The 19,238-nt window shown below is 50.8% G+C and carries 18 protein-coding genes; 12 read left to right on the top strand and 6 right to left on the bottom strand.

Translation table 11 applies throughout. From position 1 onward, the window contains the following. Positions 1-278 precede the first annotated feature (278 nt). Complete coding sequence (locus ACN0T0_RS13190) at positions 279-1,544, bottom strand: inorganic phosphate transporter (RefSeq protein ID WP_417226798.1); 1,266 nt, start codon at positions 1,542-1,544, stop codon at positions 279-281. A 47-nt stretch (positions 1,545-1,591) separates the two neighbouring features. Further along, positions 1,592-2,272 carry a TIGR00153 family protein gene (locus ACN0T0_RS13185; protein WP_417226796.1) on the bottom strand — a complete coding sequence of 227 codons (681 nt, stop codon included), beginning with the start codon at positions 2,270-2,272 and terminating at the stop codon, positions 1,592-1,594. Between the two features lie 288 nt (positions 2,273-2,560). Between ACN0T0_RS13185 and glnE the strand changes: the two genes are divergently transcribed. After that, entirely contained in the window at positions 2,561-5,458 is a 2,898-nt protein-coding gene (gene glnE, locus ACN0T0_RS13180) for a bifunctional [glutamate--ammonia ligase]-adenylyl-L-tyrosine phosphorylase/[glutamate--ammonia-ligase] adenylyltransferase (protein WP_417226794.1), read from the top strand. A 95-nt stretch (positions 5,459-5,553) separates the two neighbouring features. Here the strand turns inward: glnE and ACN0T0_RS13175 are convergent, their stop codons facing one another. After that, entirely contained in the window at positions 5,554-6,720 is a 1,167-nt protein-coding gene (locus ACN0T0_RS13175) for a PilT/PilU family type 4a pilus ATPase (protein WP_417226792.1), read from the bottom strand. Positions 6,721-6,735: 15 nt separating this feature from the next. After that, positions 6,736-7,770: a type IV pilus twitching motility protein PilT gene (locus ACN0T0_RS13170; RefSeq protein ID WP_417226790.1), complete on the bottom strand. Its 1,035-nt coding sequence runs from the start codon at positions 7,768-7,770 to the stop codon at positions 6,736-6,738. 376 nt (positions 7,771-8,146) lie between these two features. Between ACN0T0_RS13170 and ACN0T0_RS13165 the strand changes: the two genes are divergently transcribed. The 11 genes from ACN0T0_RS13165 (at position 8,147) to ACN0T0_RS13115 (ending at position 16,870) form a co-directional block, all read left to right on the top strand. Next, positions 8,147-8,851 (top strand): YggS family pyridoxal phosphate-dependent enzyme, encoded by a 705-nt coding sequence (locus ACN0T0_RS13165; RefSeq protein ID WP_417226788.1) that lies wholly within the window; start codon positions 8,147-8,149, stop codon positions 8,849-8,851. Positions 8,852-8,900: 49 nt separating this feature from the next. Further along, positions 8,901-9,725, top strand: a complete 825-nt coding sequence (proC, locus tag ACN0T0_RS13160; protein ID WP_417226786.1) for a pyrroline-5-carboxylate reductase — start codon at positions 8,901-8,903, stop codon at positions 9,723-9,725. A gap of 127 nt (positions 9,726-9,852) precedes the next feature. Further along, on the top strand, positions 9,853-10,410 hold the full coding sequence (locus ACN0T0_RS13155) for a YggT family protein (RefSeq protein ID WP_417226784.1): 558 nt from the start codon (positions 9,853-9,855) through the stop codon (positions 10,408-10,410). 8 nt (positions 10,411-10,418) lie between these two features. Beyond that, positions 10,419-10,712, top strand: coding sequence for a DUF167 domain-containing protein (locus ACN0T0_RS13150; RefSeq protein ID WP_215952080.1), 294 nt, complete (start codon positions 10,419-10,421; stop codon positions 10,710-10,712). 138 nt (positions 10,713-10,850) lie between these two features. After that, a complete protein-coding gene (gene metX / locus ACN0T0_RS13145; protein WP_417226782.1) occupies positions 10,851-12,017 on the top strand; it encodes a homoserine O-succinyltransferase MetX in 1,167 nt (388 codons plus the stop codon). Then, positions 12,017-12,607 (top strand): methionine biosynthesis protein MetW, encoded by a 591-nt coding sequence (metW, locus tag ACN0T0_RS13140; RefSeq protein ID WP_215952078.1) that lies wholly within the window; start codon positions 12,017-12,019, stop codon positions 12,605-12,607. Before metX ends, metW begins: the two co-directional genes overlap by 1 nt. A gap of 11 nt (positions 12,608-12,618) precedes the next feature. Next, entirely contained in the window at positions 12,619-13,098 is a 480-nt protein-coding gene (locus tag ACN0T0_RS13135; RefSeq protein ID WP_417226780.1) for a DUF4426 domain-containing protein, read from the top strand. A 45-nt stretch (positions 13,099-13,143) separates the two neighbouring features. After that, positions 13,144-13,743 (top strand): RdgB/HAM1 family non-canonical purine NTP pyrophosphatase, encoded by a 600-nt coding sequence (gene rdgB / locus ACN0T0_RS13130; protein WP_417226778.1) that lies wholly within the window; start codon positions 13,144-13,146, stop codon positions 13,741-13,743. A gap of 1 nt (position 13,744) precedes the next feature. Continuing rightward, entirely contained in the window at positions 13,745-14,887 is a 1,143-nt protein-coding gene (hemW, locus tag ACN0T0_RS13125) for a radical SAM family heme chaperone HemW (RefSeq protein ID WP_417226776.1), read from the top strand. A gap of 215 nt (positions 14,888-15,102) precedes the next feature. Beyond that, the gene (locus tag ACN0T0_RS13120) at positions 15,103-15,996 is read left to right on the top strand and encodes a DMT family transporter (RefSeq protein ID WP_417226774.1); all 894 of its coding nucleotides are present in this window, start codon (positions 15,103-15,105) and stop codon (positions 15,994-15,996) included. After that, positions 15,989-16,870, top strand: coding sequence for a methylated-DNA--[protein]-cysteine S-methyltransferase (locus ACN0T0_RS13115; RefSeq protein ID WP_417226773.1), 882 nt, complete (start codon positions 15,989-15,991; stop codon positions 16,868-16,870). Before ACN0T0_RS13120 ends, ACN0T0_RS13115 begins: the two co-directional genes overlap by 8 nt. Before the next feature lie 78 nt (positions 16,871-16,948). Here ACN0T0_RS13115 and ACN0T0_RS13110 read toward each other — a convergent pair whose 3' ends face one another. Continuing rightward, entirely contained in the window at positions 16,949-17,575 is a 627-nt protein-coding gene (locus tag ACN0T0_RS13110; protein ID WP_417226771.1) for a response regulator transcription factor, read from the bottom strand. A 39-nt stretch (positions 17,576-17,614) separates the two neighbouring features. Beyond that, a complete protein-coding gene (locus tag ACN0T0_RS13105; protein WP_417226770.1) occupies positions 17,615-19,141 on the bottom strand; it encodes a PAS domain S-box protein in 1,527 nt (508 codons plus the stop codon). Positions 19,142-19,238: the final 97 nt, after the last annotated feature.

Raw genomic sequence — 19,238 nt, 5'->3', positions numbered from 1 at the left:
CAATGAGACATGGTGGGAGTTGAGCGATAAACGTAATGAGTTTTTGACGAGAGAGTTTCTTTTTGCAAACTTGCTGATCTTGGGCGTCACGACCCATTAAATGAAAAGAAGACTTGCCTAAATCGATTCCAAGGACTTAGATATACATGAGATGGTTCTCCTTGTTGGTTTCGTCACCTTTCCAGCATAGCTGGTTAAAAGCGAGGGGAACCATCTCATTAAGGCGATCATCCGATGATCGCCTTTTTTGTATTCAATGTTTTAGCGCATGGTTAACCTTAGCCGAAGATACCCTTCAGGCTAAAGAAGATCACAATAGAGAGCAACGCACCGGCCGGTAGTGTCACAATCCAAGAGACAAAGATAGTCCCAACAACCTGTAGGTTCAGTGCTGAAAGGCCACGGGCCATACCTACACCTAACACCGCACCCACCAAGGTATGCGTTGTCGAAATAGGCAAGCCAGTACCCGACGCAAAGACCACGGTGGAAGCCGCCGCCAGCGTCGCAGCGAAGCCACGGCTAGGGGTCAACTCAGTAATATTATTACCCACGGTGGCGATCACTTTATGTCCATACATCACCAGCCCAGCAACGATACCACTACCTCCGAGTAACAGGATCCAGACCGGCATTGATGATTCCTGAGCCACTTCGCCCGCAGAAGCAACAACCCCAACAACCGCCGCCAGAGGTCCGACCGCATTGGCAACATCGTTAGAGCCATGGGCAAAAGCCATGGCACAGGCGGTGAACATCATCAACACACCAAAGACTTTCTCAACACTGGTGAAGTGATAATCAACGTTTTCTTCTGCCTTCACATGGATCTTACGCAACATCAGCACGCCTAGCCCCATCGTGATCAAACCGATACCAACCGAAATCAACGCACTCATACCGAAGCCAGGGTTTAAGCCCACATGCTTTAAACCCTTAGTAAAGGTCACCATCGAGATCATAAAGCCGACCACAAAGATGTACATTGGCACATATTTTTTGGCGTTGTTAAAGGGATGTTCGGTATCGAGGATGAGCTTTTGGACACTGCGGAAGAGGAAGAAAGCGATAAAACCGGCGGTTAACGGGGAGACTACCCAACTGGCGACGATCTTGCCTACCTTGCCCCAGTGTACCGCATCAACCGAGATACCGACCGCAGCAAAGCCGACAATCGCACCCACAATGGAATGGGTGGTCGACACCGGCCAGCCCATCGCAGTAGCGATCAACAGCCAGATACCGGCGGCTAGTAATGCCGAGAGCATGCCATACACCAGCAGTTCCGGCGAACCGGATAAGATCGCCGGATCAATAATACCTTTACGAATGGTTGCGGTTACCGCACCACCCGCCAGATAAGCCCCCGCAAATTCAAAAATGATAGCGATAATAATCGCTTGTTTCAGGGTTAATGCTTTGGATCCCACCGAGGTGCCCATCGCATTCGCCACATCATTCGCGCCCACACCCCAGGCCATGAAGAATCCAAACACACATGCCATGATGACCAGGATATTGCCATACTCTGCAATGATGCTCATGATAACTACCTAATTTTAAAGATTCAGAGAAAGTTTGTTCGCAACGTTTACTTAGCCAGCAACAACTGCAGGCGACTGCCTACCTGTTGTGCTTTATCAGCGAGATCGCCGATCCAAGTAATAATTTGATAAAGGAACATTGCGTCAATAGGATGCAGCTCTTTCTCTACATCAAACAGGGATGAGCGAACTTCACGCTCCATCTCATCAGCATCGTGTTCCATATCATCCAGATCGTGGATCATTTTTTCGACGACATCGACTTCATGGCCGCGGAATCCCGCCGTGATCAGTTCATCGAGCTCATTGAGCGCGATCAATGCCTGTCCGGAAGTCTTAAGCGAAGAACGAATATATTCGGCAATCGCCGGTTGTATCTGAACCGGTACCGACATCTTGCGACCCAACATCAAACCGGCAATATCTTTAGCTCGGTTGGCGATCTTGTCCTGCATACGCAGCAGTTCGAGTAGATCGGTACGGGGAACGGGCAAAAATAAGCTATTCGGAAGATTCATACGAATCTCTTTTTTCATTGAGTCTGCTTCACCTTCAAGCACAGCAATACTGTGTTGAACTTCAGCTGCTTTTTCCCAATCTTCAGCCATCACTGCATCAAAAAAAGGGATCAGCTGGATAGCACAGGAATGAGCCTTAGCAATATGCGCTTGCATGGGCTGAAATGGAGATCGTGCAAACATCTGCAAAATCGGGTTATTAGTAACCATAAAACCACCGGCGTTAGTGCAAATTTTGCGCGAGTATACGTGGGCTTTACTTCTATTTGTAGTCAAAATGAAACATAAGTGTAACCATTGTAAGGTTAAGGGAAATAGTCACGCCCATGCTCAAGCTGCTATTTCTTTATAACTATTTGTTTTATCAGTTTTTTATCATTCGCCTTTGGCATTATTAATTTTTTATGACGCACTTATCGTTATTAAACCTATCGAGACAAAAAGTGCTTTTTGGTAAGCTGAAACGATCAATCGGTCACCGGACAGAGTACCTCGATTATGCTCAGCCAATTAATTCAACAACTTCCCCCTCTAATTCAAGCCAATACCGCGCTAAATCTCGACAAAGCCTCAGAGGCGGTGAAACAACTCCCAAATCAGAGTACTGACTTCTATAACGACCTAATACGGGTGCTGGCCGGGAGTGATTATGTAGCCGACCAGCTTAGCCGCACCCCTGCCCTGTTGACCGAATTACAGCAGACCAATGACCTTTATCGTGACTACGCCGATTCCGAGTATCCGCAGCAGCTCGCACAGCGCATCACCGGGGTCGACAATGAACCTCTGCTACATAGCATTCTAAGACAGTTTCGCCAGCGGGAAATGGTCCGCATTATTTGGCGTGACCTTACCCGATCGGCCGATATGTCTATGACCACCTCGGACCTATCCGCTTTAGCCGATGCCTGTATCGATCAAGCCTTAAAGTGGCTCTATAACGATTGTTGCGCAAAGTGGGGCACACCTCATGCATCACCGGAAGATGGCGCGCCAAAAAAACCACAGCAACTCGTGGTGCTGGGTATGGGCAAACTCGGTGCCCACGAACTCAATCTATCATCCGATATTGACCTGATTTTTGCCTATCCCGAAAAAGGCATGACCGAAGGTGGTCGGCGTGTACTGGCAAACCAGGATTTCTTTAGTCGTTTAGGCCAGAAACTGATCCAAGCACTAGATAACATCACTGCCGATGGCTTTGTGTTTCGTACTGATATGCGCTTGCGCCCCTACGGTGCTAGCGGCCCATTGGTCTGCAGCTTTCCCGCCATGGAAGATTACTATCAAACCCAAGGCCGGGATTGGGAACGTTATGCCATGATTAAAGCGAGGGTGGTCGCGGGTGACCAACAGGCCGGCGCCGAACTACAGGAAATGCTGCGCCCCTTCGTGTATCGCAAATATATCGATTTCAGTGCCTTCGACTCCCTCCGCTCAATGAAGGAGATGATCAATAAAGAGGTGCGCCGCAAAGGCCTACAAGGCAATGTGAAATTAGGTGCCGGCGGGATCCGTGAAGTGGAGTTTATCGGCCAAGCCTTTCAGCTTATCCGTGGCGGACGAGACCCGCGTTTACAGCAACGGGAGCTGCTAACAATTTTACCGCTACTGCCGGAAACCGTTGGCATCCCGGAACAGGCGGTCGCAGAGTTAGCCGAAGCCTATACCTTTTTACGTAATGCCGAGCATGTGATTCAGGCGGTGGCCGATCGCCAAACCCAAGAACTACCGATGGATACCATCGACCAGGCGCGTATGGCTTATAGCATGGGCTTTGACGACTGGGATACTTTTATGGCCGCATTACAACGGCAGCGTGACCGAGTCACGGAGCATTTTGCAGATGTTATTGCACCCGCAGAGACGCACCTACAACAGGACGACCATCACAGTGACTGGCTGCTGCTATGGAACAGTGAGTTCGAAGCCGAAGAAGGTGAAGCCTTCTTCGCCAAGCATGGCTTAGATAACCCGCAGCAGGCGTGGCAAGCGTTCAACCACCTAAAATCAAGCCGTTCGGTTCAGGTGATGCAAGCGGTTGGCCACGAACGCCTCTTAGCGGTGTTGCCGAAGCTGATGAGCGAAGTCTCGACAGTGGATAACGCCAGCGAAACCCTCGAGCGGGTATTACTGCTAATTCAAGCGATCATTCGCCGCTCATCCTATTTGGTATTGCTAGCAGAAAATCCCGATGCGATGAAACAGCTGGTGCGACTCTGTTCGGCGAGCGCTTGGTTCAGTGAAACGCTGACAAAACAGCCGGTGCTGCTAGATGAGTTAATCGATCAGCGCAGCCTCTACTCCCCGCCCTCGAAAGACACTCTACAATCTGACCTACGGCAACAGCTGCTACGTATTCCCGAAGAGGATGAAGAGCAACTAATGGATACCCTGCGTTATTTCAAGAGTGCTCATGTGTTAAGCGTGGCAGCATCAGATATTACCGGCGCGCTACCGCTCATGAAGGTCAGTGACTATCTCACCTGGCTGGCGGAGGTGATTTTGGATGTCGTCCTCGACATCGCATGGCGGCAGTTATCGGAAAAGCATGGCGTACCGTTGAAATCACCGGGCATTGCCTGTGATCCTGACTTTATTATTGTCGGTTACGGCAAGCTGGGGGGCATTGAGCTATCCTACGGTTCGGATCTCGACCTAGTGTTCATACATGATGCCGATGCTAGCTTATACACCGAAGGTAAAAAGCCAATTGCTAACTCGGTCTTTTTCACCCGCTTAGGTCAAAAAATCATTCATATTCTCAACACCTTTACCACCGGTGGCGACCTCTACGAAGTGGATATGCGTCTACGCCCCTCCGGTAAGTCGGGGCTACTGGTCAGTTCGCTGAAAGCCTTTGCCGAATACCAAGAGAAGGAAGCCTGGACATGGGAACATCAGGCGCTTGTCCGAGCCCGGGTAATTACCGGATCCGCCTCATTAAAGGCTAAATTTGAACAGGTTCGCAGTGATATCCTCAGCCAGCCGCGAGATCTGACACGGTTATCCACAGAAGTGGTTCAAATGCGTGAAAAAATGCGCAACCACCTCGGCACCGCCGAAAAAGATAGCGATGCGTTGTTCAATTTAAAACAGGATCGCGGCGGTATTGTCGATATTGAATTTATTGTGCAGTACAGCGCCTTGGCCTTTGCACATCAATACCCTGAATTGATCGAATATACCGATAACATTCGTATTCTAGACGCCATGGAGAACACCGGTGTGATGGCTGAAGAGGATACCCAGATACTCCGAGAAGCCTATAAAGATTATCGTTCGGTGGGACACCGGCAGGTACTGCAAGGCCGAGCAAATAGTGTTAGCGCAAACGAATTAGAGGAGTATCGACAAGCGGTAACCCGTATCTGGACAGCACAGCTAAATCTCTGATACTCGCCAGAAAGGGCTCCCAGTACAAATGCAGCCCTAACAAAAAACCCCGCCTGATGGCGGGGTTTCAGTAACGCAAGCGCTATAAACCGCTATTACATCCCCTTAACATCGAGGATACCGTCATTCTGCAGGAAATCTTCATCATCTTGCAGGAAGAAGCCGGAATCTTCAGTACCGCCATCGAGTTCAGGGTTTGTTTCAGCGTTAAGCTTAATCATCAAGCGCAGATCGTTAGGTGAGTCCGCATGAGCAATCGCCACATCATAATTGATGGTGCCGGCTTTATACTCATTGAACAATGCCTGATCGAAGGTTTGCATACCTAAGTTAGTGGACTTGCTAATCACCTCTTTCAGCTCATGCACCTCACCTTTACGGATAAGATCCTGCATCAGCGGCGTATTGATCAACACTTCGACCACTGCCCGACGCCCCTTGCCATCTTTGGTCGGCAGCAACTGCTGAGCGACGATCGCTTTCAGGTTAAGCGACAGGTCCATCCAGATCTGGGCGTGATGCTCTGGCGGGAAGAAGCTAATAATACGGTCTAACGCTTGGTTAGCATTATTAGCGTGCAGCGTTGCCATACATAGATGACCGGTCTCAGCGAAGGTCAAGCCGTAACCCATGGTGTCGGAACTACGAATCTCACCCATCAAAATCACATCGGGAGCCTGACGCAGGGTATTCTTCAGAGCTATCTCGAATGATTCCGTATCCAAGCCCACTTCTCGCTGGGTAATCACACTCTGCTTATGCTCGTGGATATACTCAATCGGGTCTTCAATGGTAATAATATGACCGGCGCTGTTGGTATTACGATAATCGATCATCGACGCCAAGGAGGTCGATTTACCGGTACTGGTGCCACCCACAAACAGGATCAGCCCCCGCTTGGTCATGGATAGATCTTTCAACACCTGTGGCAGATTAAGCTCTTCCATTGATGGAATATTGGTATTAATACGTCGCAATACCATGCCAGGCGAGTTTCGTTGGAAAAAGGCGCTAACCCGAAAACGGCCAATGCCATGGGCACTAATAGCAAAGTTACACTCGTGTGTGCCTTCATATTCAGCCAGCTGCTTATCATTCATGGTGCTATACGTCAGCGCCCGTGCCTGAGCAGGCTTCAATGCTTCTTTGGTTAATGGCTTCATTGTGCCATCAACCTTAATACTAGGACGTGCTCCGGCAGTAATAAACAGATCGGAGGCCTCCCGATCGGTCATAACCTTAAGTAGCTGGGTAATATCCACAATAACAGCCCCGTGTTAGAAATTCTTAGAGTTCATGGCTTTAACACGCGCAGTTTCGCGAGTAATGATACCTTTTTTAACTAGGTCGGATAGGGACTGATCCAACGTCACCATACCAAAGCCAGCACCAGTCTGAATCGCGGAATACATTTGCGCGACCTTATCTTCACGGATGAGGTTACGTATCGCCGGTGTCCCCACCATAATTTCATGCGCTGCTACTCGGCCACCTTTGGGCTTTTTCAACAACGTTTGAGAGATAACCCCCTGTAGGGATTCCGACAGCATAGAACGCACCATCGATTTCTCTGCCGCCGGGAACACATCGATAATACGGTCAATGGTTTTAGCTGCTGAGGTGGTGTGCAGTGTACCAAATACCAAATGGCCGGTTTCGGCTGCGGTTAACGCCAGGCGGATGGTTTCCAAATCTCGCATCTCACCCACCAGAATAATATCCGGGTCTTCACGTAGCGCCGAACGCAGCGCTTCATCAAAGCCTAGGGTATCCCGATGCACTTCTCGCTGGTTAACCAGACACTTCTTGCTCTGATGGACAAATTCGATCGGGTCTTCAATGGTTAGAATATGTTCGTTGCGAGTGTCATTGATGTAATCCACCATCGCTGCCAGCGTGGTACTTTTACCGGAACCTGTCGGCCCCGTCACCAGCACCAATCCACGAGGATTATCGGCAAGGGTACGGAACACCTGTCCCATGCCCAGATCATCCATGGTCAGTACCCGACTAGGAATGGTCCGGAAGACGGCTGCGGCACCCCGGTTCTGGTTAAAGGCGTTAACACGAAAACGCGCCAGTCCGGGCACTTCAAATGAAAAGTCGGTTTCAAACCGTTCTTCATAGTCCTTACGCTGCTTATCGTTCATGATGTCGTAAATCAGCGTATGAACCTGCTTATGTTCCAGAGAAGGCAGCTTAATCCTACGGACTTCGCCATCAACCCGAATAACCGGGGGCATCCCCGCGGTGATATGGAGGTCGGATGCTCCCTGCTGAACAGTAAAAGATAAGAGTTCTGTAATATCCATGGCTTCTCAGGTGTTTAGGGAACCGACCAGCAGCTCCATTGGTTATCTGTAAGCGTCACAGCCTTAATATGAAAGGCTTAACAAACCGCGCATGACCCCTTTCCATAATAAAAGCACTCAGCAAGCTTATAAAGGCCTTATTCTGCCTATTTTGCTCAGTGGCGGGGATGATTTACCATAAAACCCTGAAAAAGCACCCCGATATTGATCTGAAAACCCTTTTCGCAACGGCAAATATTCGCGGGTTACGTTAGGTTCTCTGGTATTATAGACGCCTGACCCTAACGGGTTGCTCGCTATAATGAAACTATTGTAGTTCCATTGTAGTTCCGTTTTATCAGAATCATTCATTATAGCCAATCGCTAGTTTTACAATATGACACAGATAACAGACCGTCTCGACCAACTACGTGTACAAATTGCGACGGCGGCAGAACATGCCAAACGTCAACCTCAGAGTATAAACCTGCTGGCCGTAAGTAAAACACGGCAAGCCGATGAACTGCGTCAAGCGTGGTCGGCCAGGCAGCGAGATTTTGGCGAGAATTACCTCCAAGAAGCACTGGATAAGATCGATGCCCTCAGTGACTTGGATATTTGCTGGCACTTTATCGGCCCAATACAGTCGAACAAAACGCGGCCCATTGCTGAAAATTTTAGCTGGGTACACAGTGTTGACCGTTTTAAGGTCGCTCAACGGCTCAATGATCAACGTCCAGCGAGCCTGCCGCCATTAAACATCTGTTTACAGGTCAACATTAGCGAAGAAGCGAGTAAGTCCGGCGTCCTTCCCGCAGAGTTAACCGCGCTGGCCACCGAGGTCGCTAGCCTGCCTAACATTCGCTTACGAGGACTCATGGCGATTCCGGCCAGTGATGCTGACCCGCAGCGCCAACGCGCTCCCTTTGCGCAGCTCAATGCACTCCTGCAAGGTTTGCAACAACAGCTGCCCAATACCCCCCTCGATACGCTGTCGATGGGTATGTCAGGTGATATGGAGGCCGCTATTTTAGAAGGCGCTACTATCGTGCGAATAGGCACCGCGCTGTTTGGCCCTCGCGACTATAGCCAGCAGCAGTGAAAATTGACAGACTAACTTTGATAACTCTTTTTAAGATTAGGAATGTAACGTGAGCACACAACCAACACTGGCATTTATCGGCACAGGTAACATGGCTCGGGCGATCATCGGCGGACTCCTCAGCAACGGCTACCCGGCCGCTAGTATCTGGACCACCGGCACTCAGCTGGAAAAACTGGCTGACCTTAAACAGCAGGGGTTGCATACCACAACCGATAACAACGCCGCCGTCGCCGCTGCAGATATCGTCATTCTCGCCGTTAAGCCGCAGATCTTAAAAACCGTCGCTCAGTCAATGGCTGAAGCAGTACAGCAACATCAACCACTGATCGTGTCAGTAGCCGCAGGTGTGCTTTGTAACAGCTTAGAACAATGGCTCGGCGGCAACATTGCACTGGTACGCTGCATGCCAAATACGCCGTCACTGGTACAAAAAGGCGCCTGTGGTCTCTATGCTAACCCACAGGTTTCAGATAGTCAGCGTCAACAGACTGAACAGGTGATGCAAGCGACTGGGCTGGCCCTATGGGTTGATAACGAACCGCAACTGGATGCGGTGACAGCGGTTTCCGGTAGCGGCCCGGCTTACTACTTCTTAATCATGGAAGCGATGGCTGCTGCCGGCGAAAAACTCGGACTTAGCCGCGAAGTTGCACAACAGCTGACGATTCAGACCGCCTTAGGTGCCGCAGAGATGGCGCGCCAAAGCGATGTTGAGCCCGCCGAGTTACGCCGCCGAGTCTGCTCACCGAACGGCACCACTGAACAAGCCATTAAAACCTTCATCGAGCAAGGACTGCCAGAGATCATCGATAACGGCATGCAAGCCTGTAGCAATAGAGCACAAGAGATGGCTGAAGAACTGGGTAAATAACCAGATGATATAAAAAGCCTTTCTTCGGTTCATAGTCACCGGGAAAGGCTCTATACTCTGGGTCAGTCTTATTGCGGCCCAGAGCCCATAAAAATTCAACTAGATACAGGTAACAGGAACAGAGACAATGGGATCCGATCCGCTCAGTTCAATCATTCAGCTGTTCGGCCAGCTATATGCGTTTATTGTAGTGCTACGCTTTTTACTACAGGTCGCGAAAGCCGACTATTACAACCCGATTTGTCAGGCTGTCGTTAAAATTACGGCAGTGCCATTAGCGCCGTTGCATCGTATCTTGCCACGCCCAGCGAATATCGACATGTCACCGCTGGTGCTGGCATTTGTTATCAACATCGCTACTTGGGCCGCTATCCTGCTGTTTAAGGGCCAGAGTATTGGCGATAACTTCACCGCTATGTTGGTGCTGTCAGGTGTTGGCGTGCTAGACACCATCTTAACCATCTATTTTTATGCGGTAATCGGTTCCGTGATTATCAGCTGGGTTGCTCCAGGAAGTTACCATCCAGGGCCACAACTGATTACGCAACTGACCGAGCCGGTATTTGGTCTGGCCCGTAGGGTTATCCCCTCGCTGGGCGGCCTTGATCTATCACCGATTTTGATCTTTTTCGTGATTCAGATCGCCCGTTCACAGCTCAGCAGCCTGACCCACTTCCTACTCTGAGGTCAGTCATGGCAGACTTTTATAGCTGGCAGGATGATAGCTTAATTCTTCGCTGTCACCTGCAACCGAAAGCCAGTAATGATGCGATTGTTGGCCTACACGATGATAGTGTTAAAATACGCATCACGGCACCGCCGATAGAGGGCAAAGCCAATGCTCATCTGATAAAATTCCTCGCGAAACAGTTTGGCGTAGCAAAGAGTTCTGTCACCATCCTCAAAGGTGAGCTGGGCCGGCAGAAGCGGGTAAAGATCGAACAACCTAAAAAATTCCCTGAAACACTAACGATTGAGCACCACTGAAGTGATACTGATATCTCTGCATAATGACCGCCCGACAGGCTATCTGATCTTGGATAGCAAAGCGCTGTTGTACGAAATGTGAAGCTCGACCAGGTCTGTCAGCAACATTTTTTCAGTTATCTGCGTTAAGAGAACATTATGCCTCAATCATTTCCTGAAGATTCTGTCGGTATCGTCACACCGCAAACGATCTGTTTTGACCAACCGTTACCATTAGCCTGTGGTCGCCAACTCGACCGCTATGAACTCATCATCGAAACCTACGGCAGCCTCAATGCCGATGCTTCCAACGCTATTTTGGTCTGTCATGCACTGTCCGGCAATCAACATCTAGCCGGCTATAACAGCGCCGACGAAAGTAAACCCGGCTGGTGGGATTCGGCGATTGGACCGGGCAAACCGATCGATACCAACACCTTTTTTGTTATCGGCCTGAATAACCTTGGCGGCTGTCATGGCTCCACCGGCCCTCAGAGTATCAACCCAGAAACAGGCAAACCCTTTGGGCCTGATTTTCCCATTATGACCGTTCCCGATTGGGTCGAGAGCCAAGCCCGCCTTGCCGATCACTTCGGTATCAAACAGTGGGCCGCCGTCGTCGGCGGCAGTCTCGGCGGTATGCAGGCGCTCCAATGGGCAATCAACTACCCAAAGCGGTTACGTCACTGCCTGATTATTGCCGCAGCGCCTAAACTCAGCGCCCAGAATATCGCTTTTAATGAAGTTGCCCGGCAAGCGATCACCCGTGATCCCGATTTTAACAATGGCCACTTCTATGAAAACGGCAAGGTACCCAAAACCGGTCTGATGCTGGCGCGCATGCTCGGACACATCACCTATCTGTCCGATGATGGCATGCGGGAGAAATTTGGCCGGGAACTGAGAGAGGGGAAACTCAGCTACGACTTTAACCCTCAGTTTGAAGTGGAAACCTACCTGCACTATCAGGGGGAACGTTTCTCCACCGCGTTTGACGCCAATACTTATCTGCTGATGACCAAGGCGCTGGATTACTTCGATCCCGCCGCCGATTATGGTGATGATCTGGCCGAAGCCGTCCGCAACGCCCGCTGTAAATTTATGCTCATTGCGTTTACCTCTGACTGGCGCTTTGCCCCTCAACGCTCGCGCGAAATTGTCGATGCACTGGTGGCCGCCGAAAAACAGGTAAGCTATGCCGAAGTAGACTCCGATCACGGCCATGATGCGTTTTTGATTCCAACCCCTCGCTATATGGATATTTACGCCGCCTATATGAAACAGGTCGCAAACGATATTCCCAGCACCGCTAAGGAGAACAACTAATGCGCGCTGATCTGGAAATTATTCAAGAGTGGGTCAAGCCCGGCAGTAAAGTACTCGACCTTGGCTGTGGTGACGGTGAACTGCTGTCCTACCTGCACCAGCAGAAACAAACGCGCGGCTATGGCGTGGAAGTGGATCATGACAATATCACTGCCTGCCTCGAAAAAGGGGTCAATGTTATCGAGATCAATATCGACGACGGCCTTGCCAGTATCGATGACCATAGCTTCGACACCGTCATTATGACCCAAGCGCTACAGGTGATGACCCGCCCAGATCAGATAGTCGATGAAATGCTGCGAATTGGTAAAGAGTGCATTGTCACCTTTCCTAATTTTGGTCACTGGCGCGCCCGAGGCTATCTGGCATTTCGCGGCAGAATGCCGGTTTCAAAGTTCCTGCCCTATACTTGGTACAACACGCCCAACATCCATTTCTGTACCTTTAAAGATTTTGAACAACTGTGCGTCGAACGAAACGTCCATATCCTTGACCGCACCGTTGTGGATAATCAACATAAACATCACTGGTCGATCCGACTCTGGCCCAACATGCTAGGCGAAGTCGCCATTTACCGGATCACCCGCTAGGGAGAATGACAATGCAACAACGCTTCAATCACAGAATTTTTACCAAGCTATCAGCCGCTCTGATTATGATGGCGGCGCTATTAAGTACCACGATGAGCAGCACCGCCAGTGCCGAGCAGATGGTCACCCATGGTGACTATATGATTCACTACAACGCCTTTAACAGCAGTTTTATCCAGCCAGATATCGCCGCGTCCTATGGCATTCAGCGCAGTAAAACCAAGGGGTTATTGAATATCTCTGTGCTGCAAAAACAAGCGGATGGCAGCACCAAGCCGGTAACAGCCGTAGTCGCTGGCGATGTGATCAGTCTGACCTCACAAAAGCAGACACTGAATTTTCAAACGATCAAAGAAACCGGCGCGCTGTACTATATCGGTGAGTTTGTCTTTACTGATGATCAAGTACTGCGATTTGACCTGAAAGTGCAGCCAGATCCTAATCTGCCGGCTTACAGCATCAAATTTGAGCAACGTTTTTATATCGACTAAACCGTCGGCTCATCTATTTACAGCATCTACATAAAAAGGTTTTCCATGACCCGCCAAATCGTTCTTGCCAGTGGTAATAAAGGCAAACTGAAAGAGTTTAATCAGGTATTGGGCGACTTAGGGGTTGAAGTCGTCCCTCAATCACAATTCAATGTGCCGGATGCCGACGAAACCGGCCTCAGCTTTGTTGAAAACGCCATTATTAAAGCCCGCCATGCTTGTCAGCTAACCGGACTGCCGGCGCTAGCTGACGATTCTGGGCTTGAAGTAGATGCCCTTAATGGCGCACCGGGCATCTATTCCGCCCGCTTTGCTGGCCTCGGTGCGAGTGACGCCGACAATAATCAAAAACTGTTACAGCAACTAGAAGGTACATCACCCGAGCAGCGTAGCGCCCGGTTTCGCTGTGTCCTCGTGTTTATGCGCCATGCGGAAGACCCAACACCGCTCATCTGTCAGGGTAGCTGGGAAGGACAGATCCTGCCGCTGCCTCAGGGCGATAATGGCTTCGGTTATGACCCTCTGTTTTTAGTGCCAGGGCTGGATATCGCTTCGGCTCAGCTGCCCCCTGAGCAGAAAAACAAAATTAGTCACCGAGGACAAGCCGTACAGCAACTTATCCAGCTAATCCCGGCCTACCTCTAAGATGCTCAGCCTGCCGCCGCTATCGCTCTACATCCATATTCCTTGGTGTGTACGCAAATGTCCCTATTGTGACTTCAACTCCCACGCGGTAACGGGCGAAATTCCGCAGCAGCTTTACATCGATGCGTTGATGCGCGATCTCGATCAAGAACTCCCCGGGGTGCAGGGGCGAGAGATCGAAACCATTTTTATCGGCGGCGGTACCCCCAGCCTCTTTGATGCCGCGGGGATTCAACAGATCCTTAGCGGCATTGCCGCACGCACGCCCCTCGCGGCCAATGCCGAAATCACCATGGAAGCCAACCCTGGCACCTTCGAACAGCAACGCTTTGCCGGCTTTCGAGCCGCCGGCGTCAACCGCTTATCCATCGGTGTACAGAGCTTTGATAGTGCCCGCTTGCAACAACTAGGACGAATTCATAACAGCCAAGATGCCATTCTCGCAGCCAGCAAAGCACGGGAGATCGGCTTTGATAATTTCAATCTCGATCTGATGCATGGTTTGCCACAGCAAACACCCGAAGCGGCACTGGCCGACCTACAGCAGGCGATCGATCTACAGCCAACCCATCTCTCTTGGTATCAACTGACGATCGAGCCGAATACCGAGTTTTTCAGCAAGCCACCAAACCTGCCTGAAGATGAAGCCCTCTGGGCCATACAGGAACAGGGTCAAGCGCTGCTACAGCAACACGGCTACCACCAATACGAGATCTCCGCTTACAGTCAACCGAACCGACAGTCGCGCCATAATATGAATTACTGGCAGTTTGGTGATTACCTCGGCATCGGTGCCGGTGCCCATGGTAAAATCAGCTGGGCCGATCAAAACCGTATTACACGACGCTGGAAACAGCGTCAGCCTAAGGCCTATATGAACGCCCTTGAGCCACTCTCCGGTGAACAAGATATTAGCCTGCAGGAACGTCCGTTTGAGTTTATGATGAACGCGCTACGACTCACTGACGGGGTCGCCGCCGAACTATTTAGCCAACGTACCGGGTTAGCATTAGATAGCATCGCGCCCTTGTTACAACAAGCCCACCATCAGGGTTTGTTGCTAGACGAAACCGAGCAACTAGCCCCTTCTCCCCGGGGCCGACTTTTCCTGAATGACCTACTCGAACTATTTCTCGACGACTAAACACCTCGATTACCGTTAATCACTCAGCAGCGCAAGAATCGGGTAGCCTCCACAAGAAAAATCACCGACACTAAGTTGACCAAGCAATGATGTAACCGGAACTTACCGAATTGCTAAGCCTCGGGCACTTCTCGCCACGGCATTAGCCCTCGCGTTTTACGGGGTTAACCCAGCGAATCAGCGAACTAAACGATGGTGAAACATGGATAAGGCATATGCCACTTAAGAGTTTACTGCAACTACTGTTGCTCGCCGCCCTTTGGGGAGGCTCCTTTCTGTTTATGCGAATTGCTGCACCGGTCATCGGTCCCGCCGTTATGATTGAACTGCGGTTATTCTTAGCTGCGCTGTTTCTCTTACTGATCGCCCGGTTATTGCGTCGTCACCTGCAAGCAGGCCAGCACTGGAAGCATTTTTGTATGCTCGGCTGGTTTAACACCGCCCTGCCGTTTCTGCTGTTGGGGTTTGCCGCGCAGACATTATCCGCCTCACTCTTATCCATTCTCAACGCTACCGCGCCTATCTGGGGCAACCTACTGATTTCGCTACGTTATCGTAAGCCCTTAACGATCAAGACCCTCTGCGGCCTGAGCGCTGGGATAACCGGAGTCGGCCTGATCCTTGGCTTTGATCCGGTGCTGGTTCAAGAAGGTTCCACTGTGGCTATTATCGCTGTTTTGGCCGCAGCGCTCTGTTATGGTATCGCTAGCTGTTATGCACAGGGGGCCGATCATGTTGAGCCTTTTACTAATGCCCATGGCAGCATGTGGGCAGCGACTTTTCTGCTGTTACCACTGCTGCCCTTTTTCCCGGCCCAAGCAAGCGGAGATCCACAGGTTATCGGTGCAGTTCTATTGTTGGGCATCTTCTGTACCGGCTGCGCTTATCTACTGTATTTCAGACTGATCGCCGATGTTGGCGCATCCTCAGCCATCACCGTGGTCTTTCTCGTACCAGCGTTTGGTGTTTTATGGGGCCACCTCTTTCTTGATGAGCAGATCGGCTGGCACACTATTGTCGGCGCCTCGATAGTGCTCTGTGGGGTCGCCCTGGTGACGAACTTTAATCCGCTCGCACTGCTGCGCAAGAGGCGACCTACCGATGTCTAGTCCCCTGTCTACTGAGAATACCCGCACCTATGAGACGATTGCTGCAGCAATTCGCTATATCCGCCAGCATGCCAAACATCAGCCATCGTTGACTGAGGTCGCAACAGCGGTCGATTTAAGCGAACATCACCTACAGCGGGTATTCAGTGCTTGGGCAGGTATCTCTCCTAAGCGCTTCCTGCAATACCTGACCAAAGAACACGCCCTGCAATCCCTAAAAAGCTCTGCCGACAGCCTGACCGCCGCTTACACTGCGGGCTTATCCGGTGGTAGCCGATTACACGATCTGATGATCAGTTGCGAAGCGCTAACTCCCGGCGAGATTAAAGCCGGAGGTGCCGGCGTCGAGCTACGTTATGGCGTAGCTCTTTCGCCCTTTGGGCTGACACTGCTCGGCTGGACCCAGCGAGGCTTGTGCTATTTAGCATTTCTCGATGATGATGCCACCGAGCGCTATACCGAGCTCTGCCAGCAATGGCCTAACGCGATTATGCTGCAGGATAAACCGGGCGCTGATGCGTTATTAAAGAGGATCTTTCCCTCCCACCCACAACCGCAAAAACTGCATCTGCTGTTACGGGGTACTAACTTTCAAATTAAGGTATGGGAAGCATTATTAAATACCCGTTCAGGGCAGTTTTATTCATACTCGCAACTGGCTACCGCGACAGGTTCGCCGAAAGCACAACGGGCGGTGGGCAGTGCCGTAGGGGCAAACAATATCGGCTATCTAATCCCCTGCCATCGAGTGATCCGTGAAAGTGGCGAAAGTGGTCACTACCGCTGGGGGGCTGAACGTAAGCAGGCGATACATGGCTGGGAATATGCTAAAGCGATGCGAGAGTCAGAAGATGATGAAAAGCAAAGCCCTTAATCACTTCGCTCTTAATATAGCTACCTAATGATCAGCAGCTAACTTTAAGCCGTTGATCCTAAACATTAGATGCAAGGGTTACTGATCGGCATAGCCACTCATTAAACCAAGACTGATTGCCATCTGAATGAGTTCCGACAGTGATTGTGCCGCCATCTTACTCATCAGATTTGCCCGATGACCCTCAACGGTTTTACGACTAATGCCCAACACATCGGCAATATCCTGATTACCCAACCCTTGAGCGACCTGTTCGAACACCTGCCGCTCACGCTTAGTCAACGCCGCATAATGCTGCTGTACCGCTTGGCGTTTCTGTTGACTGCTGCGCTGGGCGAGATCCTGCGCCAAGGCTTGCTGCACATGATCGAGCAATAACTGATCATTAAAGGGTTTTTCGATAAAGGTGCGGGCTCCTTGGGTCATGGCAGTAACGGCCATATTCACGCTGCCATGACCCGAGATCATAATGAGGGGAAGATCGACCTGATAATCGGGCAGTTGTTTCTGCGCACTGATACCGCTCAAGCCCGGCATCCGTACATCCATCACAATACAACCACTGGTACCGGGCACAAAGCTATCGAAAAACGCTTGAGCATTGTCAAACGCGGCGACTGTCAGCCCGACAGATTCGAGTAACCATTGCAGTGAATCTCGCACGTCGACATCATCATCGACTACATATACCGTCTGTTTAGCCATATTGCTCTTATCATCGATTCATCATATTGTGACAGGGTTCTACTCGGCGGCTGGCAGTGTAAAACTAAATTTTGCGCCACCCGCCGGACGGTTTTCCGCTTGTAGTTGGCCACCATGACGCTCTATCAGGGTTCGGCTGATCGCCAAACCCATACCGAGCCCATCCGCCTTGGTAGTAAAAAACTGCTCAAATAACTGTTCTGGATCGGCGGGTAAACCCGGCCCCTGATCCAGCACCGAGATTATAACCTGACCCGCTTGATCCGTTGAAGCCTCCAGCCACACCTTGAGTGGTGACTGATGACCTTCACGATGGCAAGCTTCGATGCCATTGAGCAGCAGGTTAAGTAGTATCTGTTCCAACTGAATCCGATCGGCATAAACCTCCGGAAGCGCCCTCGGCAGATTATTTTCCAGCTGCACATGGTGTTTTTTCGCCGCGCTGGCACAAAAACCAAGCAGATCATTCACTAAAGTAGTGAGCGACAGCAACTCCCGCTCTGGTTCGCTTTTGCGAGTAAAATCCATCACCTGTCGGACAATCTCACCGGCCCGCAGCGCAGTATTGGCAATTTTCTCCAGAGGTTGTTCAATCGCCTCCAAGGCGGATTCTCGATCCGTCTGCAGGCGTCGCTGAATCCCGCGCACGTAATTAACCACCGCGGTTAAAGGTTGGTTGATCTCATGGGCCAGCCCCGTGGCCATCTCACCCATGGTAATCAGCCGGGCGGCATGATCGATCTCTTGCTGATACTGCTGCTGTTTGGCTTCGGCCTGTTTAATTACCGTCATATCACGTGCGACGGTAGAGAAATATTCCAGCTGGTTATCCAGTGTGCGATGTGCCAGCACCTCTAGCATGACGGGAATCGCCCGCTGCTGTCGCCGACTAAACATCTGCGCCTCACCTCGCCAACTGCCCCGATCCCGCGCTTGCGGCAAAGCTTGTTGCTGTAACACCGCATAACTATCGGGGGTAAAGAGCCGGTTTAAGGGCAGATCATAGTCATCGACCTCTAATCCTAAGGCATCTCTGGCAGCTTCATTTAATTGGCTAACCCGGTGATCCGGCGTCACGAAGGCGACTAAATCACTACTGTGTTCCAGCACTCGCGCCAAGCGGCGATTCGCTTGTTCGGTATTAATACGCTGACTCACATCCCGCGAGACCACTAAGATCTCTTTTAGCTCATCGGTGTGCGGATCACGAATCGTGCGGCTGGTGCTTTCTAGCCAGGTATAATGGCCATCTTTACAGCGGAACCGGTAGGTATGGGTATATAAGCCCCGCTCATAACTCACACTGGGCGCGCGACGTTTAAAATTTTCGACATCGTCGGGGTGATATAGCTCATAGGCCGACATCCCGACAATTTCATCGACACTGTAGCCCAGCAAATGAGTGACTGCGGGGGAAACATCGATAAAACACCAATCGTCTGGGCTATGCCGCGAGATCATATCGGTCGACTGTTCCGCCATCTCGGCCAAAAGCCGGTTCCGCTCGACCTCCGCCGGCGACATCAGGATCTCCGACGCAGGCTTATGACGATCTGTGATTTTCATCCCGACAGGCTCCGATAGTTGTTAGACATATGATCGCTACCTGACCAAGCCCTACCGAACCCGGCCAATCTGGTAGCAATACAAGATAGACGCTGAA

Source organism: Amphritea sp. (genome assembly GCF_048266285.1).
Classification (GTDB): Bacteria; Pseudomonadota; Gammaproteobacteria; order Pseudomonadales; family Balneatricaceae; genus Amphritea.
Note: the sequence above shows the minus strand (reverse complement) of the source record. Positions and strands in the feature narration are given on the sequence as shown.